The organism is Cedecea sp. NFIX57 (genome assembly GCF_900177785.1).
GTDB classification, from domain to species: Bacteria; Pseudomonadota; Gammaproteobacteria; order Enterobacterales; family Enterobacteriaceae; genus Cedecea; species Cedecea neteri_C.
In genome coordinates this window covers 184,465-201,921 of record NZ_FXAS01000001.1, presented here as the reverse complement: position 1 = coordinate 201,921, position 17,457 = coordinate 184,465, and the positions used below count along the sequence as shown (strand labels likewise).

Here is a 17,457-nt window from a genome sequence, read left to right as displayed (position 1 = left end):
ATTTTCATGCGGGGCTTTTTTATGAGCTTATTTTACGAGACATCGCGAGTGCTTCGCACCCGGGCAGCATAAACCACCAGCGTCTGTTTAATCACATCCAGCGTTACCGGTTTAGATAAACAGCTGTCCATACCGGACTCCAGGCAGCGCTGCTTCTCTTCCGCCAGCGCGTTTGCCGTCACGCCAATCACCGGCAGCGTCAGCCCTAACTGGCGAATACGCTGTGTCAGGCGATAGCCGTCCATGTTCGGCATGTTGACGTCACTGAGTACGATATCAATATGATTTTTGCTGAGCACATTCAGCGCATCGATCCCATCATTGGCCGTTTTGCATTGATACCCGAGCGAGCCGAGCTGATCGGCCAGCAAGCGACGGTTGATCGGATGGTCATCCACCACCAGGATCATCATGTCATCATTTTGCTCGCTTATCTCACTCGCTGCCGTCAGGGCCGGTGAACTGCCCGGCACATCCACGGTGATGCTGTAAATCCGCCCCAGCAGCGGCAGCAGTTCGTGCGGCGCCGCGACGCTGTGTACCCAACAGCCAGGTTCAAACTCAACGGGAATCCCAATATGTCGGCGGCAGAAGACAATCGCCGCCCTGCCGCCCCACGGCGCCGCCAGATTATCATCGGTAATCAGAATATCGTCGCTGCCCGGCGTTTCACCCGACCAGGATTGCGCCTGTAGCCCGTTTTTGACCAGCAAGGATTCCAGGTAACTGCTGAGATAATCGTTGCGAATAGCCAGCCAGCAGCGCTTGTCCGCCAGCCCTTCAACATTATTCTTCGGCGCAAACTGCGCTTTATACAGTGGGATGCGAACCGTAAACTGGCTGCCCATTCCCGACTCGGTATCCACCGAGATATCGCCGTCCATCATGCTGATAAGCTTTTCGCAAATCGCCAACCCCAGCCCGGTTCCCTGGAAATTGCGCTGCACGCCGGTTCCGACCTGGAAGAACGGGTCAAAAAGCCGGGTCACTTCTTTGGTCGGGATCCCTACCCCGGTATCACGCACCCGGAAGCTCAGGTAATCTCCGTTGATCGAAACATGCAGGATAATACAGCCAATATCGGTGAACTTAATCGCATTACTGAGCAGGTTGGAGATGACCTGCTGCAAGCGCATGGGGTCGCCCTGCAACGTTAAAGGTACATCGTCGTCGATAAAGCAGTACAGCCCCAGCTGCTTGCGAACCACCAGCGGCAAATAGTTGGCGGTAATGTGACTCATCACCTCGCGCGGAGAAAACTCACGCGGCTCAATCTTCAACTGCTCTGACTCGATTTTCGAGAAGTCGAGAATGTCGCTGATGATTTTCAGCAGCAGGCTCGACGAGTTGTTCATCGCCGTGACCAGTCTGTCCACGCCCTTCGGCAGCTCTTTGGTCTGCAGGAGATCGAGGTTACCGATAATGCCGTACAGCGGCGTACGCAGCTCGTGGCTGACGGTGGCGAGGAACATGGATTTCGACTGGCTCGCCTGTTCCGAGGCCTGGGCCATCTCCTGCAGGGACTCCTCCATCTTCACGCGGGCGCTGACGTCAACCAGCACGCAAATTGCCACATTCTCATTGCGGTAGCGCGAATGCACAAAGCTGATCTGCAGATTGGTGTGGTTGCTGGTCATCACATCGACAAAATTGACCTGCTGGCCGCAGATTATCTGCGTCAGCCGCTGCCTGTCCTCGTGCGTCAACATATTGAGGTAATTGTGCGCCAGTTCGTTACTCAGAATATTCGTGCCGTCCTGGGTGCGCAAAATACAGATACCAACAGGTGCAGACGCGACGATTTTCCGGTTGAACTGCTCGTGCTCTTCCAGTCGCTGGGCATCGCTTTCGGCCGGAATAAAGATCCTGCGTTCATACATTCGCGCCAGGGTAAACAACACAATACCCACCAGCACGTTGAGTAAAACCGCATTAAGGATCAGCATTCTGATGCTTTCCAGCACCAGATCGACAGGCACAGAGTAAATTACGCTCAGCGAAGACGGCGGCAGATTTTTCTTCAATACCAGCGCCTTAAAACCTGACGTATAGCCAAACCAGGCGCGATCCTGAATCCAGCGACTTTCCGGCTCAATACGTGATTCCGGGCCGGTCAGCGAAATCAGCGGATGACCGTTTTCATCCAGAATCGTGACGCCAATAGGTAGCGTGCCCGGCGTCAGGAAGTTCTCCATCCGCACCGTTTGCTCAATCCCCAACAGCGCCTGGAGACGGTTCGCCAGATAGACCGGCGTCAGCGTATAGAAGTAACCAATACCGGGGCGCGGCCCCTGCCCAATCCAGTAAATACTGTTAGCCCGTTCATCCTGCGGCGCGGTACGGTACTTCATGATGCGCTCATGCAGCGTTTTCAGCGCATTTTCCCGCTCCAGCGGCATATCACGCAGCCCAAAATCTGCCATGCAAAGATTATCGCCGCCAATCAGGAACACCCGGTTGAGATCGTACGCAGCGGAGAAGTTATCGCGCCAGTAGCGCAGGAACCAGGACAGCGACTGCAGCGAACTGCGCCAGGTCGCGCTCACCGCCGAACAGTCAGAGTCCGGGAACAGGGGCATAAACGTGGGGGCATCGGTTTTATCCGCGCTTTGATCGAGCGGAGGGAGCACGCCGTTGGGCGCCGTGAGGCGGTTTTCAGCAATGTACTTCAGCTCTTTCACCACGTCCGACGTGCGCTGTATGTAGCGCTGGGCCTGGTCAAAGCTGATGTTAAATTCCTGACGAATCTCCGACTCTTTATCGTGCAGCGCGTTGACGATGTAAAATACGGAAAACAGCGCGATAAGCAGCCAGAGCAGAAGCGCCAACGCCCTGAACAGGTAGCGCGAAATTTTAAGGGTGCTGCGAAAAGAGACGAAGTATTTCAAATTGGGCCTGAAAGTACGCGAGCGAGTGAACAGAGATGCGCTTAAGGTAGCCGCAAAACCTTTGTCCCGCAACGGCAAACAAAAAAGGCCGCTAGCGCGGCCTTTTTTACAGACTATTCCGGATTATTCGTCCGCTTCGTCGGCAACATCATCATCGGTATCCGCTTCCGGCGCGATATCATCGTCCCCTTCTGCAACGCTACCGTCTATGCTGTCCAGCTCTTCGTCATCCACAGGCTCGGCGACGCGCTGCAGGCCCACAACGCTTTCGTCTTCCGCAGTACGGATGAGAATAACGCCCTGGGTGTTACGCCCAACCACGCTGACTTCAGACACACGAGTACGCACCAGCGTACCGGCATCGGTGATCATCATGATCTGGTCGGTGTCTTCCACCTGCACCGCCCCAACGACGCTGCCGTTACGTTCGGTGACTTTGATGGAGATAACGCCCTGCGTTGCACGAGACTTAGTTGGATACTCGGCCGCCGCGGTACGTTTACCATAACCATTCTGCGTAACGGTCAGAATCGCGCCGTCACCGCGAGGAATGATCAGCGACACCACTTTGTCGTCACCAGCAAGCTTGATCCCGCGAACGCCCGTTGCGGTACGACCCATGGTACGAACAGCGTCTTCTTTGAAGCGCACCACTTTACCTGCGGCCGAGAACAACATGGCTTCGTCGCTGCCGTTGGTTAAATCAACGCCAATCAGCTCGTCACCTTCGTTAAGGTTAACGGCGATGATGCCCGCAGAACGCGGACGGCTGAAGTCGGTCAGCGCTGTTTTCTTCACGGTGCCGCTTGCGGTCGCCATGAACACGTTGATGCCTTCTGCGTACTCGCGCACCGGCAGAATTGCGGTGATGCGCTCGTCCTGCTCCAGCGGCAGCAGGTTCACAATTGGGCGGCCACGCGCGCCACGGCTCGCTTCCGGCAGCTGATACACCTTCATCCAGTACAGGCGACCACGGCTGGAGAAAAGCAGGATCGTGTCGTGGGTGTTGGCCACCAGCAGGCGGTCGATAAAGTCTTCTTCTTTAATACGGGCGGCCGACTTGCCTTTGCCACCGCGACGCTGCGCTTCATAATCGGTCAGCGGCTGATACTTCACATAGCCCTGATGAGACAGGGTGACCACCACATCTTCCTGGTTGATCAGATCTTCAATGTTGATATCTGCGGTGTTGGCGGTGATCTCGGTACGGCGGTTATCGCCGAACTGATCGCGCATCGCTTCCAGCTCTTCGCGAATCACTTCCATCAGGCGCTCTGCGCTGCCCAGGATATGCAGCAGTTCGGCGATCTGCTCCAGTAGCTCTTTATACTCGTCGAGCAGTTTTTCGTGCTCAAGACCAGTCAGTTTCTGCAGACGCAGATCCAGAATCGCCTGAGCCTGCTGCTCGGTGAGGAAGTATTTGCCGTCACGGATGCCAAACTCTGGCTCCAGCCACTCAGGACGAGCAGCATCGTCGCCCGCGCGCTCAAGCATTGCAGAAACGTTGCCCAGGTCCCAGGAACGGGCCACCAGGCTCGCTTTTGCTTCGGCAGCATTTGGCGAGTTACGAATAAGCTCGATGATCGGGTCGATATTCGCCAGAGCGATCGCCAGACCTTCAAGGATATGCGCGCGGTCGCGGGCTTTACGCAGCTCAAAAATGGTACGACGGGTCACCACTTCGCGGCGGTGGCGCACGAACGCAGACAGGATCTCTTTCAGGGTCATGATCTTCGGCTGACCATGGTGCAATGCCACCATGTTGATACCGAAGGAAACCTGCAATTGAGTCTGGGAATACAGGTTATTGAGCACCACTTCGCCCACGGCGTCGCGTTTAATCTCAATAACAATACGCATACCGTCTTTATCGGACTCATCGCGCAGGGCGCTAATGCCTTCCACGCGTTTGTCTTTCACCAGCTCGGCGATTTTCTCGATCAGGCGAGCTTTGTTCACCTGGTACGGAATTTCGTGAACGATAATGGTCTCGCGGCCGGTTTTCGCGTCCGCTTCGACTTCAGCACGGGCGCGAATATAAATTTTACCGCGGCCGGTACGATACGCTTCTTCAATACCGCGGCGGCCGTTAATGATAGCGGCAGTCGGGAAATCCGGGCCAGGGATGTGTTCCATCAGCCCTTCAACGCTGATGTTCTCGTCTTCAATATAGGCGAGGCAGCCGTTGATCACTTCGGTAATGTTGTGCGGCGGAATGTTCGTCGCCATCCCGACTGCGATACCGGATGAACCGTTTACCAGCAGGTTAGGAATTTTGGTCGGCATGACGTCTGGAATTTTTTCGGTGCCGTCGTAGTTATCGACGAAATCAACCGTCTCTTTTTCCAGGTCTGCCATCAGCTCGTGGGCGATTTTCGACATACGGATTTCCGTATAACGCATCGCCGCGGCAGAGTCGCCGTCTACGGAACCGAAGTTACCCTGGCCGTCGACCAGCATGTAACGCAGGGAAAATGGCTGTGCCATACGGACGATGGTGTCATAAACCGCGGTATCACCATGAGGGTGATATTTACCGATAACGTCACCAACAACACGGGCGGATTTTTTGTATGCTTTGTTCCAGTCATTGCCCAATACGTTCATCGCGTAAAGCACGCGACGGTGTACCGGCTTAAGTCCATCGCGGACATCTGGCAGTGCGCGGCCGACAATAACCGACATCGCATAATCCAGATACGAGCTCTTTAGCTCTTCCTCAATGTTGACCGGCGTAATTTCTCTGGCAAGGTCGCTCATGTAACCGCTATCCCTCTACTGTTTTCCCGGATTCAAAGGTCGCAAATTATAACACATCCGGCCCTGTGTGGGGAAACCTCAACGCAATTGTCGGCGCTTTATTCACGCCGTTAGCCTGATATACTGCCCGTCTTAACATCTGCAAGGAGTCACCGCTGTAATGAATGCTGAAAACCAACCGGTTACGCAGAACGTCGACCACGAGGAAATCGCCAAATTTGAAGCTGTCGCTTCCCGCTGGTGGGATCTGGAAGGCGAGTTTAAGCCGCTGCACCGTATCAATCCTCTGCGTTTGGGTTATATCAATCAGCGCGCCGGCGGGCTGTTCGGCAAAACCGTGCTCGACGTTGGCTGCGGCGGCGGCATTCTGGCGGAGAGCATGGCGCGTGAAGGCGCCAACGTCACCGGCCTGGATATGGGCTTTGAACCGCTGCAGGTGGCTCGCCTTCACGCGCTGGAAAGCGGCGTTAAGGTGGACTATGTCCAGGAGACCGTAGAAGAACACGCGAGCAAACATGCCGGGAAGTACGACGTCGTAACCTGTATGGAAATGCTGGAGCACGTGCCTGACCCACAGTCGGTGGTTCACGCCTGCGCGCGCTTAGTCAAACCCGGCGGCCACGTCTTCTTCTCCACCATTAACCGCAACGGCAAAGCCTGGCTGATGGCCGTCGTCGGCGCAGAGTATGTGATGCGCATGGTGCCGAAAGGCACGCACGATGTTAAAAAGTTTATCAAGCCCGCCGAACTCTTACGCTGGGTGGATGAAACCCCGCTGCGCGAGCGCCATATGACCGGATTACATTTCAACCCCATCACCAACGTATTCAAGCTTGGCCCTGGGGTAGATGTTAATTATATGCTGCATACTGAAGCATAAATCGGCATATCGTATAAGGATTGATTATCGATAATTGCGCCAGAGTCGTTGCGCAATTATCGATGAAGTTTAAGAAATCAGCACCCGATCAAAATTTTCATTTTTTTTGCATCCCATTGACAATTCCCTCAAGCCTTACGTGACGTGGACTTACGAAAAAAGCGCCCTGGGGAACCTCATTTTATTGATGAAATCAATACTTGTACTGAACGGATTCCTTACTAGAATACTCACCATCTAGTGACCAATTTGTCACCCACCCCCTATATATAGTATTTATCCACAGAGTTAGTCACAGGCTAGCGGATGTGTATAAATCAGGGGAAAACTCATCTCACGGACAGGTAAAACTCACATGAATCAGAGTCTGCTGGTTACAAAACGCGATGGCAGCCAAGAGCGCATCAATCTGGATAAAATTCATCGGGTACTCGACTGGGCCGCTGAGGGTCTGAACAACGTCTCCGTTTCCCAGGTTGAGCTGCGTTCCCATATCCAGTTTTACGACGGCATCAAGACTTCTGACATTCATGAAACCATCATCAAGGCCGCAGCCGATCTGATCTCCCGTGACGCACCGGATTATCAGTACCTCGCCGCTCGCCTGGCAATTTTCCACCTGCGTAAAAAAGCTTACGGCCAGTTTGAGCCACCGAAGCTTTACGATCAGGTTGTGAAAATGGTTGAGATGGGTAAATACGATCGTCACCTGCTGGAAGACTACACGGAAGAAGAGTTCGAGCAGATGAACGATTTCATCGATCACTGGCGTGACATGAACTTCTCTTACGCGGCGGTGAAGCAGCTCGAAGGTAAATACCTCGTGCAGAACCGCGTCTCCGGTGAAATCTACGAAAGCGCGCAGTTCCTCTATATTCTGGTCGCCGCCTGCCTGTTCTCCGGCTACCCGCGTGAAACCCGTCTCAGCTACGTGAAACGTTTCTACGACGCGGTGTCCACCTTCAAGATTTCCCTGCCTACGCCAATCATGTCCGGCGTGCGCACCCCGACCCGTCAGTTTAGCTCCTGCGTACTGATCGAGTGCGGCGACAGCCTGGATTCTATCAACGCCACCTCCAGCGCGATCGTGAAATACGTTTCCCAGCGCGCTGGCATCGGTATCAACGCCGGCCGCATTCGTGCACTGGGCAGCCCGATTCGCGGTGGTGAAGCGTTCCACACCGGCTGTATCCCGTTCTATAAGCACTTCCAGACTGCGGTGAAGTCCTGCTCCCAGGGCGGCGTGCGCGGCGGGGCGGCAACGCTGTTCTACCCGATGTGGCATCTGGAAGTAGAAAGCCTGCTGGTGCTGAAAAACAACCGTGGTGTGGAAGGCAACCGCGTGCGCCACATGGACTACGGCGTACAGATCAACAAGCTGATGTACACCCGCCTGCTGAAGGGCGAAGAGATCACCCTGTTCAGCCCGTCTGACGTGCCGGGACTGTACGACGCTTTCTTCGCAGACCAGGACGAGTTCGAACGCCTGTACACCAAGTACGAGAAAGACGACAGCATCCGTAAACAGCGCGTGAAAGCGGTGGAACTGTTCTCCCTGATGATGCAGGAACGTGCCTCCACCGGCCGTATCTACATCCAGAACGTTGACCACTGCAACACCCACAGCCCGTTCGACCCGGCGATTGCCCCGGTGCGCCAGTCCAACCTGTGTCTGGAAATCGCCCTGCCGACCAAACCGCTGGACGACGTCAACGATGAAAACGGCGAAATCGCCCTGTGTACGCTGTCCGCGTTCAACCTTGGCGTGATTGACGGCCTGGACGATCTGGAAGAGATGGCCGTGCTGGCCGTTCGCGCGCTCGACGCCCTGCTCGACTACCAGGATTACCCAATTCTGGCGGCAAAACGCGGCGCCATGGGCCGTCGTACCCTGGGTATCGGCGTGATTAACTTTGCCTATTATCTGGCGAAGCACGGCGTACGTTACTCCGACGGCAGCGCAAACAACCTGACGCACAAGACTTTCGAAGCCATTCAGTACTACCTGCTGAAAGCGTCAAACGAGCTGGCGAAAGAGCAAGGTGCCTGCCCGTGGTTCAATGAAACCACCTATGCAAAAGGCATCCTGCCAATCGACACCTATAAGAAAGATCTGGATGCCATCAGCAACGAGCCGCTGCATCTGGACTGGGAAGGCCTGCGTGAGTCCATCAAAACTCACGGCCTGCGCAACTCCACGCTTTCTGCCCTGATGCCGTCCGAGACCTCTTCGCAGATCTCCAACGCCACCAACGGCATCGAGCCGCCGCGCGGCCACATCAGCATTAAAGCGTCCAAAGACGGGATCCTGCGCCAGGTTGTGCCGGATTATGAAGCGCTGAAAAACAACTACGAACTGCTGTGGGAAATGCCGAGCAACGACGGCTATCTGCAGCTGGTTGGCCTGATGCAGAAGTTTATCGACCAGTCGATCTCTGCCAACACCAACTACGACCCAACGCGCTTCCCGTCAGGCAAAGTGCCAATGCAGCAGCTGCTGAAGGATCTGCTCACCGCCTATAAATTCGGCGTGAAGACCCTGTACTATCAAAACACCCGTGACGGCGCGGAAGACACTCAGGATGACCTGGCGCCTTCCATCCAGGACGATGGCTGCGAAAGCGGCGCATGTAAAATCTGATTGTCGTTTTTCCCTCACCTCTGCTTATCCCGGCCCCGTGCCAGTCCCCTCTCCCTTAGGGAGAGGGTCAGGGTGAGGGGAAACAAAATAACGGAATACAAATAATGGCTTACACTACTTTTTCACAGACGAAAAACGATCAGCTCGCCGAGCCTATGTTCTTTGGCCAGTCGGTCAACGTCGCGCGCTACGACCAGCAGAAATACGACATCTTCGAAAAGCTGATTGAAAAGCAGCTCTCCTTCTTCTGGCGCCCGGAAGAAGTAGACGTCTCCCGCGACCGTATCGACTTCCAGGCGCTGCCGGAGCATGAGAAGCACATCTTCATCAGCAACTTGAAGTACCAGACGCTGCTGGATTCCATCCAGGGCCGCAGCCCGAACGTCGCTTTGCTGCCGCTGATCTCCATTCCTGAGCTGGAGACCTGGGTGGAAACCTGGGCGTTTAGCGAGACCATTCACTCTCGTTCTTACACCCATATCATCCGCAACATCGTGAACGATCCGGCGATCGTCTTCGACGATATCGTCACCAATCAGGAAATCCTCAAGCGCGCCAAAGACATCTCTGGCTACTACGACGACCTGATTGAGATGACCAGCTACTGGCACCTGCTGGGCGAAGGCACGCACAACGTGAACGGCAAAACCGTCACCGTGAACCTGCGTGCGCTGAAGCGTCAATTGTACCTCTGCCTGATGAGCGTTAACGCCCTGGAAGCGATTCGCTTCTACGTGAGCTTCGCTTGTTCCTTCGCTTTTGCCGAGCGCGAGCTGATGGAAGGTAACGCCAAAATCATCAAGCTGATCGCCCGTGACGAAGCTCTGCACCTGACCGGCACCCAGCATATGCTGAACCTGATGCGCAGCGGCGAAGACGATCCGGAAATGGCGGAAATCGCCGTTGAATGCCGCCAGGAATGCTACGACCTGTTCGTGCTGGCCGCTCAGCAGGAAAAAGAGTGGGCAGATTACCTGTTCCGCGACGGCTCGATGATCGGCCTGAACAAAGACATCCTCTGCCAGTATGTGGAGTACATCACCAACATCCGCATGCAGGCTGTGGGCCTTGACCTGCCGTTCCAGACTCGCTCTAACCCGATTCCGTGGATCAACGCGTGGCTGGTGTCCGACAACGTTCAGGTTGCGCCGCAGGAAGTGGAAGTCAGCTCCTACCTGGTGGGCCAGATTGACTCGGAAGTCGATACCGACGATCTGAGCAACTTCCAGCTGTAAACAATGGGCCGCATTACGCTCAGCATTACCGGCGCGCAGTTGATGAGCGAAGAGGAACACCCTTCGCTATTGGCGGCGCTGGAGTCACACAAAGTCTGCGTAGAGTATCAGTGCCGGGAAGGCTATTGCGGTTCGTGCCGCACTAAGCTGCTGGCGGGTGAAGTTCAGTGGCTGACCGAGCCGCTGGCGTTTATCCAGCCCGGTGAAATTCTCCCCTGTTGCTGCAAAGCGCGGGGAGATATCGAACTCGAGATGTAGTGATGTAAAAAAGGCCGCAAATGCGGCCTTTTTCATTAGCGATTACGGCTTATTCAGAAACCGCACGGCCTTATCCGGGAAGTCAGTAAACAGCCCATCCACGCCTGCCTGATTATACAGCACGTCGTACAGCTGATTCACATCGCTCACGTAGTCCGGCAGCGCGTCCGCCCTCACCGTATAAGGATGCACGGTCAATTTGCTGGCGTGCGCTTCGGTCACCATGTCGGTGAGCTTCACGTTCCCTTTGGTTGACGCCTTCTCCACCAGCATATGGTAGTCCGGGCCAATGCCGTCGGCATACTGGGCAATCTGCTTCATCGCACCAGGCTTAAACATCCAGTCGTAGCTGTAGTTCACCCATTTGCCGTCCGGCTGTTTTTCCTGAGTCTCATTCCAGTCGGTATAGGCGATAAGCTGCACCAGGTTAAGGTTCATGCCCATCTTCGGCTCAAGCTCGTTTTTAATGCGCTTCAGTTCGGCGGCATCAAAACACTGAAGATAAACCTTATCCTGCTTGCTGGTGTAGCCATACTGCTTCAGCACCTCAAGGGTTTTCGCCGCAATATCCTTACCTTCCTGATGGTGGAACCACGGCGCTTTTATCTCAGGGTAGATGCCAATATTTTTCCCGGTGGAATGGTTCAGCCCCTGAACAAACTCGATCTCTTCTTCAAAGGTGTGCACGCGGAAGTCGGATTTACCCATCGGGAAACGCCCCGGATAAGTCTGCACCTGCTTGCCGTTAACAATGTCGAAGCCCTCGGTGAACTTCAGGGACTTGATTTCCGCCAGCGTAAAGTCGATGGCGTAGTAACGCCCGTCATTACGTGCCCGATCCGGGAAGCGCTTCGCGACGTCGGTCACCCTGTCCAGATAGTGGTCATGCAACACCACCAGTCTGTCGTCTTTGGTCATCACCAGGTCTTGCTCAAGGTAATCCGCGCCCTGAGCATAGGCCATCGCCTTCGCCGGCAGCGTGTGCTCGGGCAGGTAGCCGCTGGCACCCCGGTGGGCAATCACGATTTTGTCCGTCGTCTGGGCGAAGACGCTGCTGGTTGCCACCAGCACCACACCCGCCAGTAAAGATTTTGCCATCAGTTTCATGGTGTTTTCCTTAGCCGTTTTTCAGCATTTTTTCATCGTGGTGTTTACGCTCACCAATCATCACCACAATCAGCAACAGCACGGCCAAAATACTGCCGCCAATCATCACGATAAAGCCGCCGTCCCAGCCGAAGAAGTCCACGGTGTAGCCGACAATCGCGCTGGCCGCGACCGAGCCGCCCAGGTAGCCAAACAGGCCGGTAAAGCCCGCTGCCGTCCCTGCAGCTTTCTTAGGTGCAAGCTCAAGCGCATGCAGGCCAATCAGCATCACCGGGCCGTAAATCAGGAAGCCGATAACGATCATACAGGCCATATCCACGCCCGGATTGCCCGGCGGGTTGAGCCAGTAAACCACGGTGGCAATTGTCACCAGCACCATGAAGAACACGCCTGTCGCGCCGCGGTTACCTTTGAACACCTTGTCCGACATCCAGCCGCACAGCAGCGTGCCGGGAATACCCGCGTATTCATAAAGGAAGTAGGCCCACGAGGATTTATCCAACGCGAAGTGCTTCACTTCTTTCAGGTAAGTTGGCGACCAGTCCAGGATGCCGTAACGCAGCAAATAGACAAACACGTTGGCAATGGCGATGTACCACAGCAGACGGTTAGGGAAGACGTACTTCATGAAGATCTGCTTAGCCGTCAGCTCTTCTTCCGCTTTCTCGCTGTAATCGTCCGGGTAGTCGTTTTTGTACTCTTCAATCGGCGGCAGGCCGCAGGATTGAGGCGTGTCGCGCATTAAACCGAAAGCGATAATCGCCACAATGATGGCGGCGAAAGCGGGCATGTACAGCGCCGCATGCCAGTCGTTAAACCACGCCATCCCCAGCAGGAACAGCAGCGGAGGAATACCGCCGCCGACGTTATGGGCGCAGTTCCAGACGGAAACAATGCCCCCACGCTCCTTCTGCGACCACCAGTGCACCATGGTGCGCCCGCACGGCGGCCATCCCATGCCCTGGAACCAGCCACAGGCAAACAACAGCACAAACATGATTGCGATGCTGGACGTTGCCCACGGCACAAAGCCCATAAACAGCATCACGGCGGCGGCAAGAATCAGCCCGGCGGGTAGAAATACGCGCGGATTAGAGCGATCAGAGACCGAACCCATGATGAATTTCGAAAATCCGTAAGCGATCGAAATCCCGGAAAGTGCAAAACCGAGATCGCCTCGGGAGAAGCCCTGCTCCACCAGATACGGCATCGCAAGGGTAAAGTTTTTCCTCACCAGATAATAAGCGGCATAACCAAAAAAGATGCCCATGAAGATTTGCCAGCGCAGGCGGCGATAGGTCGGGTCTATCTGCTCCTTTGGCAAACGCGCCTGGTGCGCGGCAGGTCTAAAGATACTAAGCATACGAGCCTCCGTGGCCTGGATTTGCGGCGGGAGCAAACGGCTCCTGCCAAATGTTCTTTTGCGAGCGCATGGTAGTTATCTGTGCGCGTATTTACTGTGAAACATCGCACACAATGTTACATTTTTATTACAAAAAGGCGAAATAGTGCATATTTCTATTAATAATTTTCGTTTATTGCTCGAATTTGCTCGCAATCAAACATTCCACACTTTCTTTATGGCTGAATAACGGTAATGAAAAAGGGGATAAAGGAGCGCTATGTGAGCAGAGAAACGGACGTGATAATCATCGGCGGAGGAGCGACCGGGGCTGGCATAGCACGAGACTGCGCCCGCCGCGGGCTAAAAGTTCTGCTGCTTGAACGCCACGACATCGCGACGGGTGCCACCGGCCGCAATCACGGCCTGCTTCACAGCGGCTCACGCTATGCGGTCACCGACGGGGAATCCGCCAAAGAATGCATCGAAGAAAACCGCATTCTGCGGCGAATTGCCCGCCACTGTATCGAGCCCACGGATGGCCTGTTTATCACCCTGCCGGAAGATGATCTGGCGTTCCAAAGCGGGTTTATCGCCGCCTGTCGCCAGGCCGGTATTCCAGCAGAAGCGTTGGATCCCAAAGAGGCATTACGGCTGGAGCCGTCAGCCAATCCATCGCTTCTCGGCGCGGTGCGCGTCCCGGATGGCACGGTCGATCCATTCCGCCTCACCGCCGCTAACATGCTTGATGCCAAAGAACACGGGGCAGAAGTGCTGACGGGTTGCGAAATCACCGGCCTGATTCGTGAAGGCTCCCGCGTTTGCGGCGTGCGCGTCTTCAACCATCTTACCCGCCAGGCAGGTGAATTCCGGGCGCCAATGGTGGTAAATGCCGCAGGGATCTGGGGGCAGCGCATCGCAGAATACGCCGATCTCAGCGTAAAAATGTTCCCGGCCAAAGGAGCATTACTGATCCTCGGCCACCGCATCAACAACATGGTCATCAACCGCTGCCGCAAACCGGCAGACGCCGATATTCTGGTGCCCGGCGATACCATCTCGCTTATCGGAACCACCTCGACACATATCGGCTACGACCAAATCGACAACATGTACGTCACGCCGGATGAAGTGGACACGCTGATTCGTGAAGGGGAAAAACTGGCTCCGGTGCTTGGCCGAACGCGCATTCTTCGGGCCTACGCTGGCGTCCGGCCTCTGGTTGCCAGCGACAACGATCCTACCGGGCGCAGCGTCAGCCGAGGAATTGTGCTGCTGGACCACGCGAAACGCGACGGCATGGATGGCTTCATCACCATTACCGGCGGGAAACTGATGACCTACCGCTTGATGGCGGAGTGGGCAACGGACCTGGTTTGCGAGCGTTTAGGGAACACCATGCCCTGCTCGACGGCTTCGGCGTCGCTGCCGGGCTCCGAGCACACCGCGGAGCAAACGCTGGGGAAAGTTATCTCCTTACCGCCAACAATTCGCGGCTCCGCAGTCTGGCGGCACGGTGACCGCGCAACGCGGCTGCTCAATAACAGCCGACTCAGCAACAGCCTGGTGTGCGAATGCGAAGCCGTCACCACCGGCGAAGTGCGCTATGCCATTGATGCCCTTGGTGTAAAAAACCAGGGAGATTTGCGCCGCAGAACGCGTGTCGGCATGGGCACCTGCCAGGGCGAGCTGTGCGCCTGCCGGGCAGCCGGTCTCCTGCAACGCTTCCAGCTCACTACGCCTGCCCAATCGCTGGAGCAACTCTCTCACTTCCTCAACGAACGCTGGAAGGGCGTTCGGCCTGTCGCCTGGGGGAATGCATTGCGAGAAAGCGAATTTACCGCCTGGGTTTACCAGGGATTGTGCGGCCTGGACAACGGAGAACAGGGATGAAATTTGACACGATTATCATTGGCAGCGGCCTGGCCGGACTGACAGCCGGCATAAAACTGGCGGAGAGCGGCCAGCGTTGCGCCATCGTCAGCCGAGGGCAAAGCGCGCTGCATTTTTCTTCTGGTTCACTGGATTTGCTTTCGACGTTACCGGACGGCACTCCCGTTCACCAACCAGAGGCCGCACTGGAAAACCTGGCCGGGCAAGCGCCTCAGCATCCCTACAGCCTGATGGGCAAAGATAACGTGCTGGCGCTTGCCGCAGAGAGTGAACAACTGCTGGCCAGGGCTGGCATTCCGCTGGTGGGGCATCACCGCCAGAATCACCTCAGAATCACGCCGCTGGGCAAGCAAAGAGCCAGCTGGCTCAGCCCGCCGGAAGTGCCGCAGGCGCCGTTGCCCTGGAAAAAAGTGACGGTGATTAATATTGCTGGCTTCCTGGATTTTCAGGCAGAACTGGTGGCGGGCTCACTGTCTGCCACCGGTTGTAACGTGCACGTCGCCGAGCTTACCCTGCCCGTGCTTGATGTATTACGTAACAACCCAAGCGAGTTTCGGGCCGTAAACATCGCCCGGGTACTGGATCTGCCGGAAAACCTCTCAACGCTGGTGGATGAACTCAGGCTGCTGCTGGGCAGCGGCGAGGCCATGATTCTGCCCGCCTGCCTGGACCTGGAAGCCCAAACGGTGATAGCCGTTGAACAGGCTCTCGGTGTGCCGGTAAAACTCCTGCCAACCCTGCCGCCTTCGGTACTTGGGATGAGGCTACACAATGCGCTCCGCCGCCGTTTTCAGACTCTGGGCGGGCTTATTATGCCCGGTGATGCCGTAACCGGCGCTCAGCTTGAACAAGGCTGCATCCATGCCCTGTTCACCAAAAATCATCGTGAAGTACCGCTGCGGACCCAGCATGTCATCCTGGCCAGCGGCAGCTTTTTCAGCGGCGGGCTGGAGGCTACCCGGCAACACGTCATCGAGCCTATCTTTGGGCTGGACGTGAACATCCAGGCCGAGCGAGCCGCCTGGAGTAAGACAGATTTCTTTACGCCGCAGCCGTGGCTGCAGTTTGGTCTCACCGTGAATAACCACTTCCAGCCGTCTCACCACGGGGAACACACTAAAAATCTCTACGCTATTGGCTCGGTGCTGGGAGGCTTTGATCCTATTCAGCAGGGATGCGGGGCCGGCGTATCGATGCTCACGGCGCTCTGTGTGGCCGATCAAATCCTTGTTGCAGCGGAGGCTTGCCATGAACCTGCTTGATGAAACCAGCTTTGAAAGCTGTATTAAATGCACGGTCTGTACCACCGCCTGCCCGGTCAGCCGCGTTCGCCCGGAATATCCAGGGCCAAAACAGGCCGGGCCCGACGGGGAAAGGCTGCGCCTGAAAGATCCCTCGCTTTATGACGACGCGCTAAAATACTGCACCAACTGCAAGCGCTGTGAAGTCTCCTGCCCGTCCGAGGTCAAAATTGGCGATATTATTCAGCGCGCAAGGGCCAAATATGGCGAACATAAACCTTCGCTGCGGGATGCGATTCTCAGCCATACGGATTTACTCGGTACGCTCTCCACACCTTTCGCTCCGCTGATCAACGCCACTACCGGTATGAAGCCGGTACGCAAGCTGCTGGATAAAACCCTGAAAATTGATTCCCACCGCGAGTTGCCCAAATATTCTTTCGGTACCTTCCGCCAGTGGTATCGACGCCAGGCGGCGCACCAGGCCAGCTTCCCGCAACAGGTTGCTTTCTTCCACGGCTGTTTCGTGAATTACAACCATCCGCAGCTCGGCAAAGACATGGTCAAAGTGCTTAACGCGATGGGCATCGGCGTCCAGTTGTTGCAAAGAGAAAAATGTTGTGGCGTGCCGCTTATCGCCAACGGCTTTATCGAAAAGGCAAAGAAACAGGCAAGGGTAAATGCCAGCTCGCTGGAAGAGGCCGTGATACAGCGCGGGCTGCCGGTCATTGCGTCTTCGTCAACCTGTACCTTCACGCTGCGCGATGAATATCCGCATATTCTTGGCATCGACACAGCTCCGGTTCGCGAACAGATTGAGCTCGCCACGCGTTATATCTGGAAACTGCTGGAAGAGGATGGCAGAACGCTACCGTTAAAAAACACGCCGCTGCGTATCGCTTACCATACGCCTTGCCATATGGAGAAAATGGGCTGGACGCTTTATTCCATTGAGCTGCTGCGCCGCATTCCCGGCGTGGAACTGGTGATGCTGGACTCCCAGTGCTGCGGCATTGCCGGCACCTATGGTTTTAAAAAGGAGAATTACCCAACGTCCCAGCGCATCGGCGCCCCGCTGTTTCAGCAAATTGAAGAGAGCGGCGTAGACCTGGTGGTAACGGACTGCGAAACCTGTAAATGGCAGATAGAAATGTCGACCAGCAAACGCTGCGAGCACCCGATTACGCTGCTGGCCCGGGCGCTCGCCTGAAG

General features: G+C 55.7%; 10 protein-coding genes and 1 pseudogene. 7 read left to right on the top strand and 4 right to left on the bottom strand.

Annotated elements, in window-relative coordinates:
• Positions 1 to 32: 32 nt before the first annotated feature.
• Positions 33 to 2,888 (bottom strand): two-component system sensor histidine kinase RcsC, encoded by a 2,856-nt coding sequence (rcsC, locus tag B9Y90_RS00965; RefSeq protein ID WP_085539931.1) that lies wholly within the window; start codon positions 2,886 to 2,888, stop codon positions 33 to 35.
• A gap of 123 nt (positions 2,889 to 3,011) precedes the next feature.
• Positions 3,012 to 5,648: a DNA topoisomerase (ATP-hydrolyzing) subunit A gene (gyrA, locus tag B9Y90_RS00960; protein WP_008459847.1), complete on the bottom strand. Its 2,637-nt coding sequence runs from the start codon at positions 5,646 to 5,648 to the stop codon at positions 3,012 to 3,014.
• 160 nt (positions 5,649 to 5,808) lie between these two features.
• Here gyrA and ubiG point away from each other — a divergent pair, with 160 nt between their 5' ends.
• The 4 genes from ubiG (at position 5,809) to yfaE (ending at position 10,662) form a co-directional block, all read left to right on the top strand.
• Positions 5,809 to 6,528 carry a bifunctional 2-polyprenyl-6-hydroxyphenol methylase/3-demethylubiquinol 3-O-methyltransferase UbiG gene (gene ubiG, locus B9Y90_RS00955; RefSeq protein ID WP_039295490.1) on the top strand — a complete coding sequence of 240 codons (720 nt, stop codon included), beginning with the start codon at positions 5,809 to 5,811 and terminating at the stop codon, positions 6,526 to 6,528.
• 355 nt (positions 6,529 to 6,883) lie between these two features.
• Positions 6,884 to 9,169 (top strand): class 1a ribonucleoside-diphosphate reductase subunit alpha, encoded by a 2,286-nt coding sequence (gene nrdA / locus B9Y90_RS00950; RefSeq protein ID WP_085539930.1) that lies wholly within the window; start codon positions 6,884 to 6,886, stop codon positions 9,167 to 9,169.
• A 104-nt stretch (positions 9,170 to 9,273) separates the two neighbouring features.
• Positions 9,274 to 10,404 carry a class Ia ribonucleoside-diphosphate reductase subunit beta gene (gene nrdB / locus B9Y90_RS00945; protein ID WP_008459840.1) on the top strand — a complete coding sequence of 377 codons (1,131 nt, stop codon included), beginning with the start codon at positions 9,274 to 9,276 and terminating at the stop codon, positions 10,402 to 10,404.
• A gap of 3 nt (positions 10,405 to 10,407) precedes the next feature.
• Positions 10,408 to 10,662 carry a class I ribonucleotide reductase maintenance protein YfaE gene (yfaE, locus tag B9Y90_RS00940; RefSeq protein WP_008459838.1) on the top strand — a complete coding sequence of 85 codons (255 nt, stop codon included), beginning with the start codon at positions 10,408 to 10,410 and terminating at the stop codon, positions 10,660 to 10,662.
• 42 nt (positions 10,663 to 10,704) lie between these two features.
• Here the strand turns inward: yfaE and glpQ are convergent, their stop codons facing one another.
• The gene (glpQ, locus tag B9Y90_RS00935; RefSeq protein WP_441302642.1) at positions 10,705 to 11,760 is read right to left on the bottom strand and encodes a glycerophosphodiester phosphodiesterase; all 1,056 of its coding nucleotides are present in this window, start codon (positions 11,758 to 11,760) and stop codon (positions 10,705 to 10,707) included.
• A 19-nt stretch (positions 11,761 to 11,779) separates the two neighbouring features.
• Complete coding sequence (glpT, locus tag B9Y90_RS00930; RefSeq protein WP_039297062.1) at positions 11,780 to 13,132, bottom strand: glycerol-3-phosphate transporter; 1,353 nt, start codon at positions 13,130 to 13,132, stop codon at positions 11,780 to 11,782.
• A gap of 234 nt (positions 13,133 to 13,366) precedes the next feature.
• Between glpT and glpA the strand changes: the two are divergent.
• The 3 genes and pseudogenes from glpA (at position 13,367) to glpC (ending at position 17,455) form a co-directional block, all read left to right on the top strand.
• Positions 13,367 to 15,011, top strand: a pseudogene (glpA, locus tag B9Y90_RS00925) (anaerobic glycerol-3-phosphate dehydrogenase subunit A).
• Entirely contained in the window at positions 15,001 to 16,266 is a 1,266-nt protein-coding gene (gene glpB, locus B9Y90_RS00920; protein ID WP_085539927.1) for a glycerol-3-phosphate dehydrogenase subunit GlpB, read from the top strand. Before glpA ends, glpB begins: the two are co-directional and overlap by 11 nt.
• Complete coding sequence (gene glpC / locus B9Y90_RS00915) at positions 16,253 to 17,455, top strand: anaerobic glycerol-3-phosphate dehydrogenase subunit GlpC (protein ID WP_085539926.1); 1,203 nt, start codon at positions 16,253 to 16,255, stop codon at positions 17,453 to 17,455. The genes glpB and glpC overlap by 14 nt, the downstream gene beginning before the upstream one ends.
• Positions 17,456 to 17,457 lie beyond the last annotated feature (2 nt).

Coding starts and splice junctions, on each gene's coding strand:
- ubiG (WP_039295490.1), top strand. CDS start 5,809: ATGAATGCTGAAAACCAACCGGTTACGCAGAACGTCGACCACGAGGAA.
- glpB (WP_085539927.1), top strand. CDS start 15,001: ATGAAATTTGACACGATTATCATTGGCAGCGGCCTGGCCGGACTGACA.
- nrdA (WP_085539930.1), top strand. CDS start 6,884: ATGAATCAGAGTCTGCTGGTTACAAAACGCGATGGCAGCCAAGAGCGC.
- glpQ (WP_441302642.1), bottom strand. CDS start 11,760: ATGGCAAAATCTTTACTGGCGGGTGTGGTGCTGGTGGCAACCAGCAGC.
- nrdB (WP_008459840.1), top strand. CDS start 9,274: ATGGCTTACACTACTTTTTCACAGACGAAAAACGATCAGCTCGCCGAG.
- yfaE (WP_008459838.1), top strand. CDS start 10,408: ATGGGCCGCATTACGCTCAGCATTACCGGCGCGCAGTTGATGAGCGAA.
- glpC (WP_085539926.1), top strand. CDS start 16,253: ATGAACCTGCTTGATGAAACCAGCTTTGAAAGCTGTATTAAATGCACG.
- glpT (WP_039297062.1), bottom strand. CDS start 13,132: ATGCTTAGTATCTTTAGACCTGCCGCGCACCAGGCGCGTTTGCCAAAG.
- gyrA (WP_008459847.1), bottom strand. CDS start 5,648: ATGAGCGACCTTGCCAGAGAAATTACGCCGGTCAACATTGAGGAAGAG.